Origin of the sequence: Caldovatus sediminis (assembly GCF_014644455.1) — a bacterium.
GTDB lineage: Bacteria > Pseudomonadota > Alphaproteobacteria > Acetobacterales > Acetobacteraceae > Caldovatus > Caldovatus sediminis.
Map to the genome: position 1 here is coordinate 49,344 of NZ_BMKS01000004.1, position 14,161 is coordinate 63,504.

At 76.6% G+C, this 14,161-nt stretch carries 13 protein-coding genes; 7 read left to right on the top strand and 6 right to left on the bottom strand.

From position 1 onward, the window contains the following. Nucleotides 1-23 precede the first annotated feature (23 nt). Nucleotides 24-1,343 (bottom strand): magnesium transporter, encoded by a 1,320-nt coding sequence (gene mgtE / locus IEX99_RS07600; RefSeq protein ID WP_188899433.1) that lies wholly within the window; start codon nt 1,341-1,343, stop codon nt 24-26. Between the two features lie 620 nt (nt 1,344-1,963). Here mgtE and crcB point away from each other — a divergent pair. The 5 genes from crcB (at nt 1,964) to IEX99_RS07625 (ending at nt 4,768) form a co-directional block, all read left to right on the top strand. After that, nucleotides 1,964-2,359, top strand: coding sequence for a fluoride efflux transporter CrcB (crcB, locus tag IEX99_RS07605; protein ID WP_188899434.1), 396 nt, complete (start codon nt 1,964-1,966; stop codon nt 2,357-2,359). A 10-nt stretch (nt 2,360-2,369) separates the two neighbouring features. Then, complete coding sequence (locus IEX99_RS07610) at nt 2,370-2,786, top strand: fluoride efflux transporter FluC (protein WP_188899435.1); 417 nt, start codon at nt 2,370-2,372, stop codon at nt 2,784-2,786. Beyond that, the gene (locus IEX99_RS07615; RefSeq protein ID WP_188899436.1) at nt 2,783-3,130 is read left to right on the top strand and encodes a DUF190 domain-containing protein; all 348 of its coding nucleotides are present in this window, start codon (nt 2,783-2,785) and stop codon (nt 3,128-3,130) included. The genes IEX99_RS07610 and IEX99_RS07615 overlap by 4 nt, the downstream gene beginning before the upstream one ends. Next, on the top strand, nt 3,127-4,422 hold the full coding sequence (locus IEX99_RS07620; protein ID WP_229677869.1) for an MFS transporter: 1,296 nt from the start codon (nt 3,127-3,129) through the stop codon (nt 4,420-4,422). Before IEX99_RS07615 ends, IEX99_RS07620 begins: the two co-directional genes overlap by 4 nt. A gap of 61 nt (nt 4,423-4,483) precedes the next feature. Beyond that, a complete protein-coding gene (locus tag IEX99_RS07625) occupies nt 4,484-4,768 on the top strand; it encodes a PepSY domain-containing protein (RefSeq protein WP_229677870.1) in 285 nt (94 codons plus the stop codon). A gap of 113 nt (nt 4,769-4,881) precedes the next feature. On the opposite strand, the gene IEX99_RS07630 is transcribed toward IEX99_RS07625, so the two are convergent. Beyond that, complete coding sequence (locus IEX99_RS07630; RefSeq protein ID WP_188899437.1) at nt 4,882-7,920, bottom strand: PAS domain S-box protein; 3,039 nt, start codon at nt 7,918-7,920, stop codon at nt 4,882-4,884. A 523-nt stretch (nt 7,921-8,443) separates the two neighbouring features. On the opposite strand from IEX99_RS07630, the gene IEX99_RS07635 reads away from it, so the two are divergent. Further along, entirely contained in the window at nt 8,444-10,324 is a 1,881-nt protein-coding gene (locus IEX99_RS07635; RefSeq protein ID WP_188899438.1) for a hybrid sensor histidine kinase/response regulator, read from the top strand. 206 nt (nt 10,325-10,530) lie between these two features. On the opposite strand, the gene IEX99_RS07640 is transcribed toward IEX99_RS07635, so the two are convergent. Then, nucleotides 10,531-10,725, bottom strand: coding sequence for a hypothetical protein (locus IEX99_RS07640; protein ID WP_188899439.1), 195 nt, complete (start codon nt 10,723-10,725; stop codon nt 10,531-10,533). Between the two features lie 210 nt (nt 10,726-10,935). Between IEX99_RS07640 and IEX99_RS07645 the strand changes: the two genes are divergently transcribed. After that, a complete protein-coding gene (locus tag IEX99_RS07645; RefSeq protein ID WP_188899440.1) occupies nt 10,936-11,418 on the top strand; it encodes a hypothetical protein in 483 nt (160 codons plus the stop codon). 195 nt (nt 11,419-11,613) lie between these two features. On the opposite strand, the gene IEX99_RS07650 is transcribed toward IEX99_RS07645, so the two are convergent. The 3 genes from IEX99_RS07650 to IEX99_RS07660 form a co-directional block, all read right to left on the bottom strand. Further along, a complete protein-coding gene (locus IEX99_RS07650; protein WP_188899441.1) occupies nt 11,614-12,582 on the bottom strand; it encodes a 3-hydroxyacyl-CoA dehydrogenase NAD-binding domain-containing protein in 969 nt (322 codons plus the stop codon). A 33-nt stretch (nt 12,583-12,615) separates the two neighbouring features. Continuing rightward, nucleotides 12,616-13,458: a nitroreductase family protein gene (locus IEX99_RS07655; protein WP_188899442.1), complete on the bottom strand. Its 843-nt coding sequence runs from the start codon at nt 13,456-13,458 to the stop codon at nt 12,616-12,618. Nucleotides 13,459-13,523: 65 nt separating this feature from the next. Next, nucleotides 13,524-14,147, bottom strand: coding sequence for an HD domain-containing protein (locus tag IEX99_RS07660; protein WP_188899443.1), 624 nt, complete (start codon nt 14,145-14,147; stop codon nt 13,524-13,526). Nucleotides 14,148-14,161 lie beyond the last annotated feature (14 nt).

Here is a 14,161-nt window from a genome sequence, read left to right on the forward strand (position 1 = left end):
CGCACGGCCGCCGCCGCGCGGCCTCAGCCCATCAGCAGCGCCGAGGCGATGGCGAAGTAGATCAGCACCCCCGAGGCGTCGGCGATGGTCGTGATCAGCGGCGCGCTCGCCGTCGCCGGGTCGAGCCCGAAGCGCGACAGGAGGAAGGGCAGGGAGAGGCCGACCAGGCTGCCCACCAGCACCACGCAGACCATCGTCGCGGCGACGACGAGCGCGATCTCGGGCCCCCCCCGCACCAGGCCGAGCAGCGACACCGCCCCCGCCATGGTGAGGCCGAGTAGCGCCGCGACCAGCGTCTCGCGGCCGAGCATGCGCCCCCAGTCGGCGAGGCGTGCCTCGCCCGTGGCAAGCGCGCGCACCATCAGCGTCGCCGCCTGGCTTCCCGCGTTGCCGCCGCTGTCGATCAGCAGCGGCAGGAAGAACACCAGTGCCACGTTCGCCGCGATCACCTCCTCGAAGGCCGCGATGCCCGCGCCGGAGAAGACGTTGGCGAAGACCAGCACCACCAGCCAGACGATGCGCTTGCGGTAGAGCAGCCCGATGGTCGCCTCGCGCAGCGCCACGCCGAGGCTCGCCGAGCCGCCGGCCTTGTGGAAGTCGGTGGTCGCCTCGGCCTCGGCCACGTCCATCGCGTCGTCCGCGGTGACGATGCCGACCATCGCGTCGCCCCCGTTGAGCACCGGGACCGCGGGGAGGTCGTAGCGCGCGACGATCCGCGCGGCCTGCTCGGCCGGCTCCTCGGCGCGGACGGCCGGCGCGTCGGCGTGCATGATCTGCGACACGGGCCGGTCGGGAGGGGACAGCACGAGGTCCTCGAGCGTGACGGTGCCGAGCAGGCGACGCCCGGTGGAGAGCACGTAGGCGACGTGGATCGTCTCCTTGGAGGCGGCCTGGCGGCGCAGCGCCTCGATCGCGTCGCGCGCCGTCATCTCGGGGCGCAGCACGGCGTAGTCGCTGGTCATCACCGCCCCGGCGGTGCCGGGCGGGTAGGAGGCGAGCTTGCGGATGTCCTCCCGCTCGGCCGCGGCGAGGGCGGGCGCCAGCGCCTCCCGCGCCTCCTCCGGCAGGCGGGCCCAGAGGTCGGCGCGCTCGTCGGCGTCCATGGCCGAGACGAGTTCCGCCAGGGCGCGCCGCGGCGCCACGGCCGCCACGGCGACCTGGGTCGTCGCCGAGAGGTAGCCGAAGGTCTCGGCGCGGCGCGCCAGCGGCAGCGCGGCGAGGGTCTCCCACGCCGCCTCGGGCTGCCGCAGGTCGAGCAGCGCCGCCAGGTCGGCGGGGTGGAGGGTGGTGGCCGCCTCCGGCGGCAGCGGCGCCGTGGCGGTCGGCAGGGTGGTGGCGCTCATCGCCGTCTCCGTCCGGTCCGGGGCGCCGTCGCGCGGCACCGGGGCGGAGGCGGCGGACCGTCAGGCGACGGCCGGCGCGCGCAGGACCCGGCGCCGCGCGGCGGCGCGGCGTTGGTGGTGCGTGCGGGGTCTACTTCCGCTCGCCTCGTCCATCGGGAACTCCAGGGATGAAAAAGGGGCGCGCCGGGCCGAAGGCCGGCACGCAGCGCGCATATCGCGCAGGCGCGTCCGAAGATCAACGGGTGCGCCGGCGAATCGTCGCATGCCGCAGCGGCGTGCCCCGAAGACTGCGGGGCCGGGCGCCAGCAGGCCTCGTGGGGGGAGCCTCGCGGCGGACCGGGCCTCGCCCGCAGGGGGCGCCAGCGCGGGGTTCGACAACCCGCGCGTTCGACCGGTGCCGCGGGTCCTGCTATGTCGGCGGCCTGTCGGACGGTGCGAAGGGCGGAGGCGCTCCGGATGGGTCGGGCCCTGGCGTTGCGGAAGGATGCCCGGTGGCGGCCCGGGGACGGCGCGGAGGCTCGCCGCGACCCGGCGCATCGTGGGCGCCGTCCGGCCGGCGGCCGGAGCCGCCGCGCGGCCCCCAGGGGCGACGGGCCGGCGACGGGGGATCGGGGGCCGTGATGGCGCAGGTGCTGCTGGTGGCCCTCGGCGGGGCGGTCGGGGCCTGCGCCCGCTTCTGGCTCTCCGGCGTCGTCGCCCGCCGCGTCGGCGAGACCTTCCCCTGGGGAACGCTCGCGGTGAACGCCAGCGGCGCCCTTGCCGTCGGGTTCCTCGCGGCGCTGCTCCTCGCGCCGCATGGCGGCGCCGCCGGGGGGCGGGGAACGCCGTGGCTCGCCCTCGTGGTCGGGGTGCTCGGCAGCTACACCACGGTCTCCTCGTTCAGCCTCCAGACCCTGGCCCTCCTCCGCGGCGGAGAGGGAGGCCGCGCCGTCCTCAACGTGCTGGCCACGCTGGTCCTGTGCCTGGGGGCGGCCGTCGCCGGGCTGTCCGGCGGCGCCCGCCTGTTCGGGGGCTGAGCGGGGAACGATGGCGGGACGCCTCAGGCTCTACGCCGCCGTGGCCGCGGGCGGGGCGCTCGGCTCCGTCGCCCGCCACCTCTGCTCGCTCGGCGCGCTCGCGCTGCTCGGTCCGGCCTTCCCCTGGGGGACGCTGCTGGTCAACACGGCCGGATCCTTCCTGATCGCGTTCTACGCCGCCCTGACCGAGCCCGGCGGGCGCCTGTTCGCCGCGCCGGCGACGCGGCAGTTCGTGATGGCCGGCTTCTGCGGCGGCTTCACCACCTTCTCGATCTTCAGCCTGGAGAGCGTGCGGCTTGCCAGCTCCGCCGCCCCCTGGCTCGCCGGCGCCTATGTGCTGGCCTCGCTGGTATTGTGGCTGGCCGCGGCGTGGCTCGGCCACCTGCTGGCACAGCGCCTGAACCGTCTCAGAGGGATGCGGCCATGACGATCCCCACGACCCCGGCGATGCTGCTGCGCGTCTTTATCGGCGAGTCGGACGAGCACGCCGGACGGCCGCTCTACGAGGCCATCGTGCTGAAGGCGCGCGAGATGGGGCTGGCGGGCGCGACGGTGCTGCGCGGCCCGATGGGCTTCGGCCGGTCGAGCAGGCTCCACACCACCAAGATCCTCCGCCTCTCGGAAGACCTGCCGCTCGTCATCGAGATCGTGGACACGGAGGAGAAGGTCGAGCGCCTGCTCGCGGCGCTGGAGCCGATGCTCGGCAGCAGCCTGGTCACGCTGGAGGCGGTGCGGGTGGTGCGCTACGGCCACGGCGGCGGCCTGCCGTGACGGTCGGCCGGCGCGGCCCGCCCGCGAGCGGATCCCCCCAAGGGGGCCGGCAGCACGACGGCGCGTCGCGGCGCCTGCCGCGCACGGTCTGGGCGCTCGGCCTCGTCTCCTTCTTCATGGACCTGTCCTCGGAGACGATCCATGCGCTGCTGCCGCTGTTCCTCGTCGGCACGCTCGGCGCCTCGTTCGTCGCCGTCGGGCTGATCGAGGGGGTCGCCGAGGCCGCCGCCGCCGTCTCGAAGCTGTTCTCCGGCGCGCTGTCGGACCGGATGGGCCGGCGCAAGCCGCTGGTGCTGCTCGGCTACGGCATGGCGGCGGCGACCAAGCCCCTCTTCGCCCTGGCGACGGGCGCCGGCACGGTCGCCGCCGCGCGCTTCGCGGACCGCGTCGGCAAGGGCATCCGCGGCGCCCCGCGCGACGCGCTGGTCGCGGACGTGACGCCGCCCGAGCTGCGCGGCGCCGCCTACGGGCTGCGCCAGGCGATGGACACCGCCGGCGCCTTCGCCGGACCGTTGCTCGCCATGGCGCTGATGCTGGCCGCAGGCGACGACATCCGCCTCGTCCTGTGGGTGGCGGTGCTGCCGGCCCTCGTCGCGGTCGGCCTGGTCTTGTTCGGCGTGCGCGAGCCGGAGGCGCCGCCGCGCGCGCCGGCGGAGCGGGGGCGCCGCGCATGGCCGCTGCGGGGCGCCGAGCTCGCCCGGCTGCCGGGCGCCTTCTGGCGCGTGCTGGCGGTCGCGGGGGTCTTCACCCTCGCGCGGTTCAGCGAGGCCTTCCTGGTCCTGCGCGCCGCCGACATCGGCCTGCCGGTCGCCTGGGCGCCGGCGGTGATGGTCGCGATGAACCTCGTCTACATGGTCGGTGCATACCCGCTCGGCGCGCTGGCCGACCGGGTGGAGCGGGCGGGGCTGCTGGCGTTCGGCGTCGCCGTCCTCGTCGCGGCGGACCTCGCGCTGGCCTTCGCGCCGTCCTGGCCCTGGGCGCTCGCCGGCGCGGCGTTCTGGGGCCTGCACATGGCGGCGACCCAGGGGCTGCTGGCCGCCCTGGTCGCGGACGCGGCGCCGGCGGATCTGCGCGGCAGCGCCTTCGGGGTGTTCAACCTCGCCCAGGGCCTGGCGCTGCTGCTGGCCAGCGCCATCGCCGGCGCCCTGTGGCAGGCGGCGGGGCCGACGGCGACCTTCCTCGCCGGCGCGGCCTTCGCCCTGGCGGCCTTGCCGCTGCTGCCGCGGCGCCGGGGAGGGCCGGCGACCACCGCCGGCGCGGCAGCGCAGGGCGGGGCGCCGCCCCCGCGCTGAACCGCGGGACGATGGCGCCGTTTCGACCCGCATCCCCGTTCTTTCGGAAGGAGTCGCCACCATGGTCGGCCTGGACCGCCGCTCGATGCTCCGCCTGGCGTCAGCCGGGGCCGCCGCGCTCGCTGCCGCCGCTCCCGGGCCCACGCTGGCCGGCCGGCCCCCGACGCCGGAGGAGCGCGCGCGCATCGAGGCCGTGCTGCGCGGCCTCGGCTTCGTCGCCTGGGAGGAGATCGAGTTCGAGGACGGCGTCTGGGAGGTGGACGACGCCCGCATGCCGGACGGCGCGGAGTACGACCTGAAGCTCCACCCCGAGACCTTGGAGGTGATCGAGCGCAAGCGCGACTGATCCCGCTGGCGGCCGCTGCCGCCGGCGCGGGCCTCGCGGCGCCCGCGCCCCGCGAGCGGCGGCGCCCCCGCAGCGCGCGCCGTCCTGCGCCCGGCTCCCCGGCCGCGCGCAGGTCACGCCTGCGCAGCGGGGCCGCCTGCTACCCCCGCGGCCGCGCGGGCCGGCGGCGCTTGGGGCGATCGTCCGGGCGCTGCCGGCTTCGCGGCCAGCGCGCGCGCCAGCGGCACCTCGATCTCGCAGGCCAGCCCCGATACGTTCCAGTGCCGCGCCACGCGCCCGCCGAGCTGGTCGCGCACCGTCGCCTCGATCACCCGCGAGCCGAAGCCGCGCCGCGCCGGCGGCGCCGCGACCGGCGGCCCGCCGCGCTCCTCCCAGCGCAGCCGCAGCAGCCCCGCCGCCCCGTCCACGCGCCACGACACCGCGACCCGCCCCGCCGGCACCGAGAGCGCGCCGTGCTTCGTCGCGTTCGTCGCCAGCTCGTGCAGCGCCATGGAGAGCGCCTGCGCGGCGGCTGGCGCGAGCGTCAGGGCCGGTCCCTCGATGCCGATCCGCGACGCGGCGGCCTCGGCCTCCGGCCGGCCGGACATCTCGGCGGCCGGCAGGAAGGCGGCGAGCTCGCCCTCGACCAGGCTGCGCAGCGCCGCCCCCTCCCAGCGGCCGCGCGCGAGCACGGTGTGCGCCCGCGCCAGCGCCGCCACCCGCCCCTCCACCGCCCGCGCATAGGCCTCCGGGTCGTCCCTGGGCGTCAGCCGCAGCGCCGCCTGCACCACCGCCAGCGCGTTCTTCGCCCGGTGGTCCAGCTCGCGCATCAGCAGCGCCTGGCGCTCCTCCGCCGTCTTGCGGTCGGTGACGTCCATGACGACGCCGACCGCCTTGAACGGGCGCCCGCTTCCGGCCTCGATGTGGATCTCCGCGCGCAGCAGGAGCCAGCGGACCGAGCCGTCCGGCCAGAGGTAGCGGAACTCGGCCTCGATGAACCGCTCGCCACGCGCCAGGGCGAACTGCCCGATGGCGCGAAGGCGCTCCAGCTCGCCCGGGTAGTAGCGCGCGCGCATGTCGGCGAGCGTCGGCGTCGCGTCCTCGGGGAAGCCGAGCAGCCGGTTGAGTTCCGCCGAGCCGGCCACGCTGCCGCTGACGAGGTCTGCTTCCCAGACCGCCATGCGCCCGGCGTCCACCGCGAGCCGCAGGCGCGCCTCGCTCGCGGCCAGCGCGGCCTCGGCCGTCTTGCGCTCGGTGATGTCCTGCGAGATCCCGACGAGGCGCCGCGGCGCGCCGCTCGCCGGGTCGCGCTCGATGACGCGGCCGTGGCTCTCGATCCAGACCCAGCGGCCGTCCGGGCGCAGCGACCGGAACTGCGCCCGGTAGATCTTGGTCCGGCCGGCGCAGACCGCCTCGAAGGCCGCCGCCACGGCGGCCCGGTCCTCGGGATGCATGCGGTCCCGCCAGGAGGGATAGATGCCGACCTCCGCCCCCCGCGAGAAGCCGAAGATCTCGACGGTGCGCGGCGAGCGCCGCACGATGCGCGTCTCGAGGTCCACCTCCCAGACGCCGAGCGCCGCCGCGTCGAGCGCCAGCCGCAGCCGCTCCTCGGAGGTGCGCAGCGCCTTCTCCGCCCGCACCCGCTCGACGTGCGCACGCCGGCGGTCCTCGATGTCGCGGAAGGCGACGGTGATCCCGCCGTCGCCGCGCGGATAGACGTCCATCTCGATCCACCGGCCGAGGACCGCGGACGGCAGGCAGAGGTGGACCTCCTCGCGCGACGCCATCGCCTGCCGGTGCACCTCCCAGGCGAGCGAGCCGACCGTCTCGGGGAAGGCGTCCTCGAATCGCCGCCCCAGCACCTCCTCCGGCCGCCTGCCCCAGGTGGCGAGCGCGCGGGCGCTCGCGAAGCCGAAGCGCCGATCGGCATCGAGCGCGTAGAGCACCTCGCCGAGGCTGCCGAGCACCTCGGCGGTGCGGCGGTTGGCCTCCCGCAGCGCCGTCTCGGCCCGTTCGGTGGCGTCGCGCAGCGCCTCGAACTCGGCCACGCCGAACCGGGGGGAGAAGGCGGGAGCGGCGCCGGGCGGCGGCGGTCCCGCGTCGGTCGCGGCGGCGTCGGCGCGCCGGACCAGGGCGGCGACGGGGCGCAGGATGCGATGCGAGAGGCCTCCGGCGAGCGCGATCCCGAGCGCGATCGCGGCCGCGCCCCCCGCCGCGAGGCCGAGCAGCGGGTCGAGCCACGCCGCATAGTAGGAGCCGACCGGCCCGGCGACCACGACCGTCCATTGCGGCGCCGCGCGCAGCCGCTCGAAGGCGAGGATGATCTCGGCGCCGTCGTGCGTGGGGCCGCGGAGCAGGCCACGCGCGCGGCCCTCGACGGCCCTCGGATACCAGTCCGGGGCGGGTCGGCCAACGAAGCGCGCGTGGTCCAGGGAACGCGCCACGATCACCCCCCGGCCGTCCACCAGCGCCGCGAAGGCGCCGCCGTCGAGCTCCTGGCGCTTCAGCAGCCGCTCCAGGCGCGCCGGGTCGAGCGGGATGGCGACGACCTTCGCCGGCGCCTCCGCCCCGCGCAGGACCGGGGCGAGCACCGCGACGACCGGCTCGGTCCGGAAGGGCACGGTGGCCAGGTCGCGGACGACGGCGTCGTGGCCGCCCATGGTCTCCGCCACCGCCGCCGGCGAGAAGGCGTCGGGCAGGGGTGCGCCGGGCGGGAGGCGCGTGTTGACGATCTGGCGCATGTCCGCGGTGCGGACGACGACCACCCAGGTCCCGAATGCCGCGCCGACCGGGCGTGCCTGGACGTCGAAGGCGCTCAGCCCCTGCTCGGTGTCGAGGAGCGGCGAGGCGGCCAGCGTCGCGGCCGCGGTGATCACGGCGCCGATCTCGGCATCGGCGGCGGCGGCCAGTGCGCGTGCGGTGCCGGAGAGGCGTTCCTCGAAGGCGACCCGGTAGTTCTCGGCCAGCCACCACGCCGTGACGGCGCCGAGGGCGAGGGACGGGATCAGGACGGCAAGGACCAGCCCGGCGAGGTGCGCCCACAGACCGGGCAGTCTGCGGGGGTTCCCGCGTGGGCGTGGAGCGGCGCCTGCGGTCGCAGGCAGGTTTCGTGGCCCGCCCTTTGCCCGCGCGGGCGTCACGACGCCGTCCGTTCCGATCGGCCCTATGTCCAAGCCGTCAACGCTCCTTGCCTCCGGCCAGACGACGCGGATGTGATCTCATCGCGCCATCCGGGGGGCGGGCAAGCCGCGGGCCGCCGCCGGAACGGCTGCGAACGGCTTCTTGAGCCTGTGCCCGTCCCGGGCACAGCCCGCCCGCCTCGCGGCGGTCGCGGCGGCACGCGACGCCCGCCGCATCCGCACCTCGTCGTGTCGCTCCGCGACCCGACGCGGCCAGGGGCCCGTCGATATGGACCGGACGGAAGGGGACGCAAGGGCGTTGCGGCGCCCCTTCCGCGGCGGTGTCGGTCCGGTTCCGCGGCGGGCGGCCTCGCCTCCCGGGAAGCGGGGCTCGCGGGGCGACGCGCGGCGGAGGTCCCTCGTCGCGCCGGTCGCGCGCGGCGCGGCTTAGCCGGTTGCGCGACGTTCGGACGCCCGTGCTAGAAGCGGCGAGCCGGGGCGGGCGGAACCAGCCGCGAAGCGGAGGGCGGTCTTCTCCTCGCCCATGGGGCGAGCCGGGGCGGGCGGAGCCAGCCGTATGGGGGAAGGGCGAGCGCAGCGGGAAGAGGCGCCTTCGCGGGTCGGCGCGGCGGCCGACACGCTGCGCCGCCTGCGGTGGGCGCTGATCGCCGCGGTCGCCGTGCCCGCCCTGCTGTTCGTCGGCGCCGCCTGGTTCGACCGCGAGCGGCTGCTGCGCGACGCCGCCGACGATGCCGCGCGGGCCGCGGCCATGCTGCGCGAGCACGCGCTGAAGGTCCTGGACACGAAGGAGCTGCTGCTCCTGCACCTGGACCGCCACATCCAGGGTCGGGACTGGCGGGAGATCCGCGCCCTGCGGGACGGTCTGGCCGAGGAGATGCGCACGATCCTCGCCAGTCGGCCGCAGCTCTCCGGTTTCGGCCTCGCCGACGCCGAGGGCCGGCTGTGGATGGCCGCCACGCGGGCCGGGGCGGAGACGCCGGCCGAGGATGCGCCGAGCATCGCGCACCGCGAGTTCTGGTCGGCGCAGCGCGAGCACGACGCCGGCACCTTCATCAGCCGCCCCTATGCCGGCGCGGCGGGCGGGCATCCGACCCTCGGCATCAGCCGGCGGCGGAGCACGCCGGACGGCACGTTCGACGGCACCGTGCATGTCGGCGTCGCGGTCTCCTACCTGCTCGATTTCTGGGCCCAGGCGGTGCGCGGCCAGGACGGCGCGGCGATCAGCCTGGTGCGCAGCGACGGCGAGGTGCTGGCGCGCTACCCCGAGACGGGCGAGCCCCTGCCGCGCCTCGCGCCGCAGACCAGCGCCCTGATGCAGCGCCTCAAGACCGAGCCGCGGGGCGGCGTGTACCGCGCGGCCTCCCCGGTGGACGGCGCCGAGCGAATCGCCGCCTATGCCGGCGTCGGGAACTACCCGGTGGTCATCGAGTACGCCGTCCCGGTGGCCTCGGTGCGCGCGGTGTGGCGGCGGCACCTGCTGGTCCTCGGCGGGATCTGCGCCCTCGCCGCCGGCGCGCTCGGCTGCGCGGTGCTGTCGGCGATGCGCCAGGCGCGCCGCCTCGCGGAGGAGCAGGGGCGCCGCGCGGCGGCCGAGGCGACCCTGCAGGAGGGCCAGCGGCTGGAGCTGCTCGGCCGGCTCGCGGCCGGCGTGGCGCACGACTTCAACAACATCGTCCAGGCCGTGCAGGGCGGGGCCCGCCTGATCGAGAAGAGCGCGGCCGATCCCGAGCGCATCCGCCTCCTTGCCCGCATGCTCGACGAGGCGGCAGGCCGCGGCGCGGCGCTGACGCGGCGGATGCTCGACTTCTCCCGGCGCGAGGCCGCCGGCGCGGCGAACGACGACGGCGCCGCCGATCCGGCGGCCGCTCCGGCGGAGGCCGTGGCGAGCGTGTGCCAGCTGCTGTCGCGCACCATCGGGCCCCTGCACCGGGTCCGCTGCGAGGTCGAGCCCGAGGGCCTGCCGGCCCTGGTGCGGGGCGACCGCGGCGAGCTCGAGGCGGCGGTGATGAACCTGGCCGTCAATGCGCGCGACGCGATGCCGGAGGGCGGCGAGGTGGTCGTCCGGCTCGCGGCCGGGCGCGTGGGGGCCGGAGGCGACGATCCCGCCGTGCCGCACCCGGTCCGGCTGCGGCCCGGCGTCTATGCGCGGATCTCGGTGACGGACGCCGGGACGGGCATGCCGCCCGAGGTGCTGGCGCGGGCGGGCGAGCCCTTCTTCACCACCAAGCCGCGCGGCCGCGGCACCGGGCTCGGCCTGTCCTCGGTTCGGGGCTTCGTCGAGCGGGTGGGCGGGGCGATGCACATCGACAGCGCGGTGGGCCGCGGCACCGTCGTCACCCTGTGGCTGCCGGCCGTCGGGCCGGCGCAGGTCGCGCCGTGGCGGCCGGGGATGGGGAACGCGCGGCCGGAGGCGGTGACCCTGCGGCCGGTTTCCTGAACGCGGATGCGGTTCGCGGCGGCCGCCCGGCGCCGCGGTTCCTTCCGCCGCGCCGGCAGGGGCCGGGAGCCGGGGGCGGGGCGGGCAGGCCGGGACCATGGCGACCGCCGCGGTGCCGCCGGGACGTCGCGACTCCGGCGTGGGCGGCACGGGCGCGGCGCGACCGACGGAGGTCGGGGCCACCCGGAGCTCCGCCCCGCTTCCGCTCAGTCGGCGGCGTGCCGGAGCTCCGGGTGGCGGAGCTCCCACAGCCGGTGATGGGCGGCGACGAGACTTTCGACCACCTGGCGCCGGTCGCGCATGACGTGCGGCGCCGGCCGGGCGATCACGGTCTCGAGGATCCGGAGAAGTTCCGACGCGACCTCCAGCTCCCCATGGTCGCAGGCCTGATGGAAGGCCACGAGAAGCTTGTCCGAGAGCCGCCGTCGCCGCGGTCCTTGCCGCGCCGTGGCCTGCGGGGTACTGCCACCCTCGTCCGCGGGGGCGCTGTTCCGATCGGCGGGGGGGAGGTCGCGCGGTCGGCCCTGGTCGTCCATGGAATCGCCTCGCCTCCGGTCGCTCGTCGCGCGGCGTCGGCCGCGACGGAAGGAAACTCTGGGCACGGGCAGTCGGTGGATCAACTGAAGGTTGATCAACATCACATCTATGTGCATCTGCGCGGCACGGTTCAAGCCGGTGTGGCCATCCGGGGGCCGACTCGGCATCCTGCGCCGCGCCGCATCCGCGAACGACGGTTCGGAGAGGACGTCGTCCTCACCCCCTCGGCCGGAAGGCGCCGGCATCGCGCCGGGGGAGGAAGGCCGATGAACGATCGCGGAATGGCGGCGACGAGGCGGCGCCCGGGCGTCCCGCCAGGCCCGCGGATCGCGCCGCCAGCGCCTCGCGCCGCCGCTTCGGCGGCGCGGGAACGGCTCGTCGCGCGGCTCATGGACGCCTTCGACGATGTCTGCCGGGAAGCCGGGTACCACTGGGCGGCGGCCGAATTGCTGGCGATCGCCGAAGGGGTGGTGGCCCGCTGGGCGCCCCACGAGGCTCCCGCTGCGAGGCGGGCCGCGGCGGAGCGCGTGGCGCGCGCCCGGCGGCGCCTGGTCTGATCGCGCCTCTTCGCGGGCGAGGCGAGCGGCGGTCGGGCCTGCGCCCCGAAGGGCAGGGCGCCGGACGGAATGCCGCCAGGCAGATGGACGCCGATGGCCCGGCAGCGTTGACGGACGATGGCCGCCCCGTCGCGGCCACGGCGCCTGGTTCGACGCCCCCTGCCGAGCCCCGCTCGGAGGCGCGCGCCGCGAAGGTTACGCCTCGGTGTCGCCCGTGTCGGGCTTCGCCGCCTCGCGCGCCGCGATCAGGCGCACCAGCGCCTCGTCGCGCCAGCGGGCGAGGTCGGCGACGGAGCGTCCCGCCGCCTCCTCCGCCACGCCCTCGACCAGCCGCTGCTGCAGCTCCGGCGTGACCTCCGGCCGGCCGAGCGTGTCCCACCAGCCCTGCATCGCCGGCAGCAGGTGGTGGAGGAAATGCGCCATGCCGCCCTCGCCGCCGGCGAGGTGGAAGGTCAGGGTCGGCCCCATCAGCGCCCAGCGCAGCCCCGGCCCCTCCGACACCGCCGCGTCCACGTCGGCGACCGAGGCGACGCCCTCCGCCACCAGGTGCACCGCCTCGCGCCACATCGCCGCCTGCAGGCGGTTGGCGACATGGCCCGGCACCTCCTTGCGGATCTCGATCGGGCGCTTGCCGACGCTGCGGTAGAAGGCCATGGCGGCAGCGATCGCGGCGGGGCTCGCATGCGGGCCGACCACCTCGACGAGCGGGATCAGGTGCGGCGGGTTGAAGGGGTGGCCGATCAGCACGCGCTCCGGATGCGCGCAGCCTTCCGAGAGCCGGCTCGCCAGCAGGCCGGAGGTGGAGGAGGCGATCACCACCTCGGCCGGCAGCGCCGCCGCGACCGCCTGGAGCAGCGGCCGCTTCGCCTCGTAGCGCTCCGGCGCACTCTCCTGGACGAAGTCGGCGCCCTGCGCGGCGCGGGCGGGGTCGGGCGCGAAGCGCCAGCGCGCGGGGTCGGCGCCGGGGGCGACGGCGCCCAGCCGCTCCAGCACCGGCCAGGCCTGGGCGACCATGCGGCGCAGCAGGTCCGGCGCGGCGGGCGAGGGGTCGTAGGCCACCACCTCGAGGCCGCGCGCCAGGAAGCACGCGGCCCAACTGGCGCCGATCGTGCCCGCGCCGATCACGGCGACGCGGCGCACCGGGCGGGCGGCGGGCTGGCTCATGGCGATGCTCCCTTCGTCCTTCGCGGCCCGGGCCTAGCGCAGCCCGAAGCCCATGGCGGTGAGGACCTCGCGCATCCTGTCGCGGCCCGTGAGCCCCGCGAGCGTGCCGATGCGCTGCAGCACGCGCGGCGTCCAGGCCGTGTCGCCCATGCCGTTGCGGCGCGAGAACTCGGCGAGGGCGGCGTCGTAGCGCGCCAGCTCCTCCGCCTCGGCCGGCGCGCCGTAGGTCTCGCGGTGCAGCACCAGGCTGAGGGGCAGGCGCGGCTTGATCTCCGTCCGCACCGCCGGGTCGGGCCAGCCGACCGAGAGCCCGAACGCCGCCATCGCGTTCGGCGGCAGCTTCAGCTCCGCCGCCACCTCCGCCGGCCTGTTGCGCATCGCGCCGATGTAGACGCAGCCGAGGCCGAGCGATTCCGCCGCCGTCACCGCGTTCTGCGCCGCCAGCGCCGCGTCCACCAGGGCGAGGATGAAGGCCTCCAGGTAGGGGACGCCCTCCATCTCCTTCCCGCGCGCCTGGCCGAGGCGCTCCAGCCGCGACAGGTCGGCGATCCAGACCAGCAGCAGCGGCGCGTCGCGGATGAACTTCTGGTTCGCCGCCAGCACCGAGAGCCGCGCCTTGCGCTCCGGCTCCTGCACCGCGACGACGCTCCAGGTCTGCAGGTTGGAGGAGGTGGAGGCGGAGGAGGCGGCGGCGACCAGCGTCTCCAGCGTGCCCGCCGGCAGCGCGCGGTCGGGCAGGAAGGAGCGCACGGAGCGGTGGTTGAGCAGCGTGCGGATCACCTCGTTGCTCGGCCCGGGGGCCGGCGGGTCCACCGCGCCGTAGCGGGCGCTGAGCAGGTCGGCGATCGTCTCGGCCGCGGCGGCGGTGGCGGACATTCTCGGCTCCGGCGAGGTTGGGACGGGCGCAGTTGTATCCGGCGGGGCCCCGGCGGCAAACGGGGCTACAGCGTGATCGGCCGGCGGTACTTGGCCGAGACCGTCTCCGGCCGGATCAGCCCGCCGGCGAGCGCCATGGTCCAGTAGCCGATGTCGGCGAGGTGCACGATCGTGCCCTCCAGGCTGCGCACGACCAGCTCGCCCTCGCCGGAGTGCGCGCCGGCGATGTGCGCGACCTCCTCCGGCAGGCCGACGGTGAGGCAGATGTGCACGCCGTAGGCGGGGTGGCGGATCGAGGGCAGGCCCGCGGCGCGCGGCGCGGTTTCCCAGCGCCTGCGGTTCTCGGGGTCGAACTCCCAGGGCTTGCCGACGTCGTGGCAGAGCCCGCCGGCGACGACGATGTCGCGCTGGATCCGCATCGCCGGGTTCAGCGCGGCCATCTCCTCGGCCATGCGCATGGCGAGGCGCGTGACGCCGCGGATGTGGTCGGTCTGGTCGCCGCGGACGAGCACCATCGAGCCGGGATTGCCCGCCGGCGGGATGTCGCGGATCGAGCGGAAGCTGCTGCGCGCGATGGCGAGCGCCCAGGCCTCGACCACCTTGGCGCGCAGGGCGGCATCGGCGATCTCCTCGACCTCCGGCAGCTCGTGCGCGATCTGGCGCCGCAGCGCGTCCGTCACTTCCGTCATCGCCACCCTCCTGG

What these genes read in the sequence shown, in the direction of transcription:
- IEX99_RS07635 (WP_188899438.1), top strand. Translation starts at nt 8,444, where the DNA reads ATGGGGGAAGGGCGAGCGCAGCGGGAAGAGGCGCCTTCGCGGGTCGGC.
- mgtE (WP_188899433.1), bottom strand. Translation starts at nt 1,343, where the DNA reads ATGAGCGCCACCACCCTGCCGACCGCCACGGCGCCGCTGCCGCCGGAG.
- IEX99_RS07625 (WP_229677870.1), top strand. Translation starts at nt 4,484, where the DNA reads ATGGTCGGCCTGGACCGCCGCTCGATGCTCCGCCTGGCGTCAGCCGGG.
- IEX99_RS07650 (WP_188899441.1), bottom strand. Translation starts at nt 12,582, where the DNA reads ATGAGCCAGCCCGCCGCCCGCCCGGTGCGCCGCGTCGCCGTGATCGGC.
- IEX99_RS07615 (WP_188899436.1), top strand. Translation starts at nt 2,783, where the DNA reads ATGACGATCCCCACGACCCCGGCGATGCTGCTGCGCGTCTTTATCGGC.
- crcB (WP_188899434.1), top strand. Translation starts at nt 1,964, where the DNA reads ATGGCGCAGGTGCTGCTGGTGGCCCTCGGCGGGGCGGTCGGGGCCTGC.
- IEX99_RS07610 (WP_188899435.1), top strand. Translation starts at nt 2,370, where the DNA reads ATGGCGGGACGCCTCAGGCTCTACGCCGCCGTGGCCGCGGGCGGGGCG.
- IEX99_RS07655 (WP_188899442.1), bottom strand. Translation starts at nt 13,458, where the DNA reads ATGTCCGCCACCGCCGCCGCGGCCGAGACGATCGCCGACCTGCTCAGC.
- IEX99_RS07660 (WP_188899443.1), bottom strand. Translation starts at nt 14,147, where the DNA reads ATGACGGAAGTGACGGACGCGCTGCGGCGCCAGATCGCGCACGAGCTG.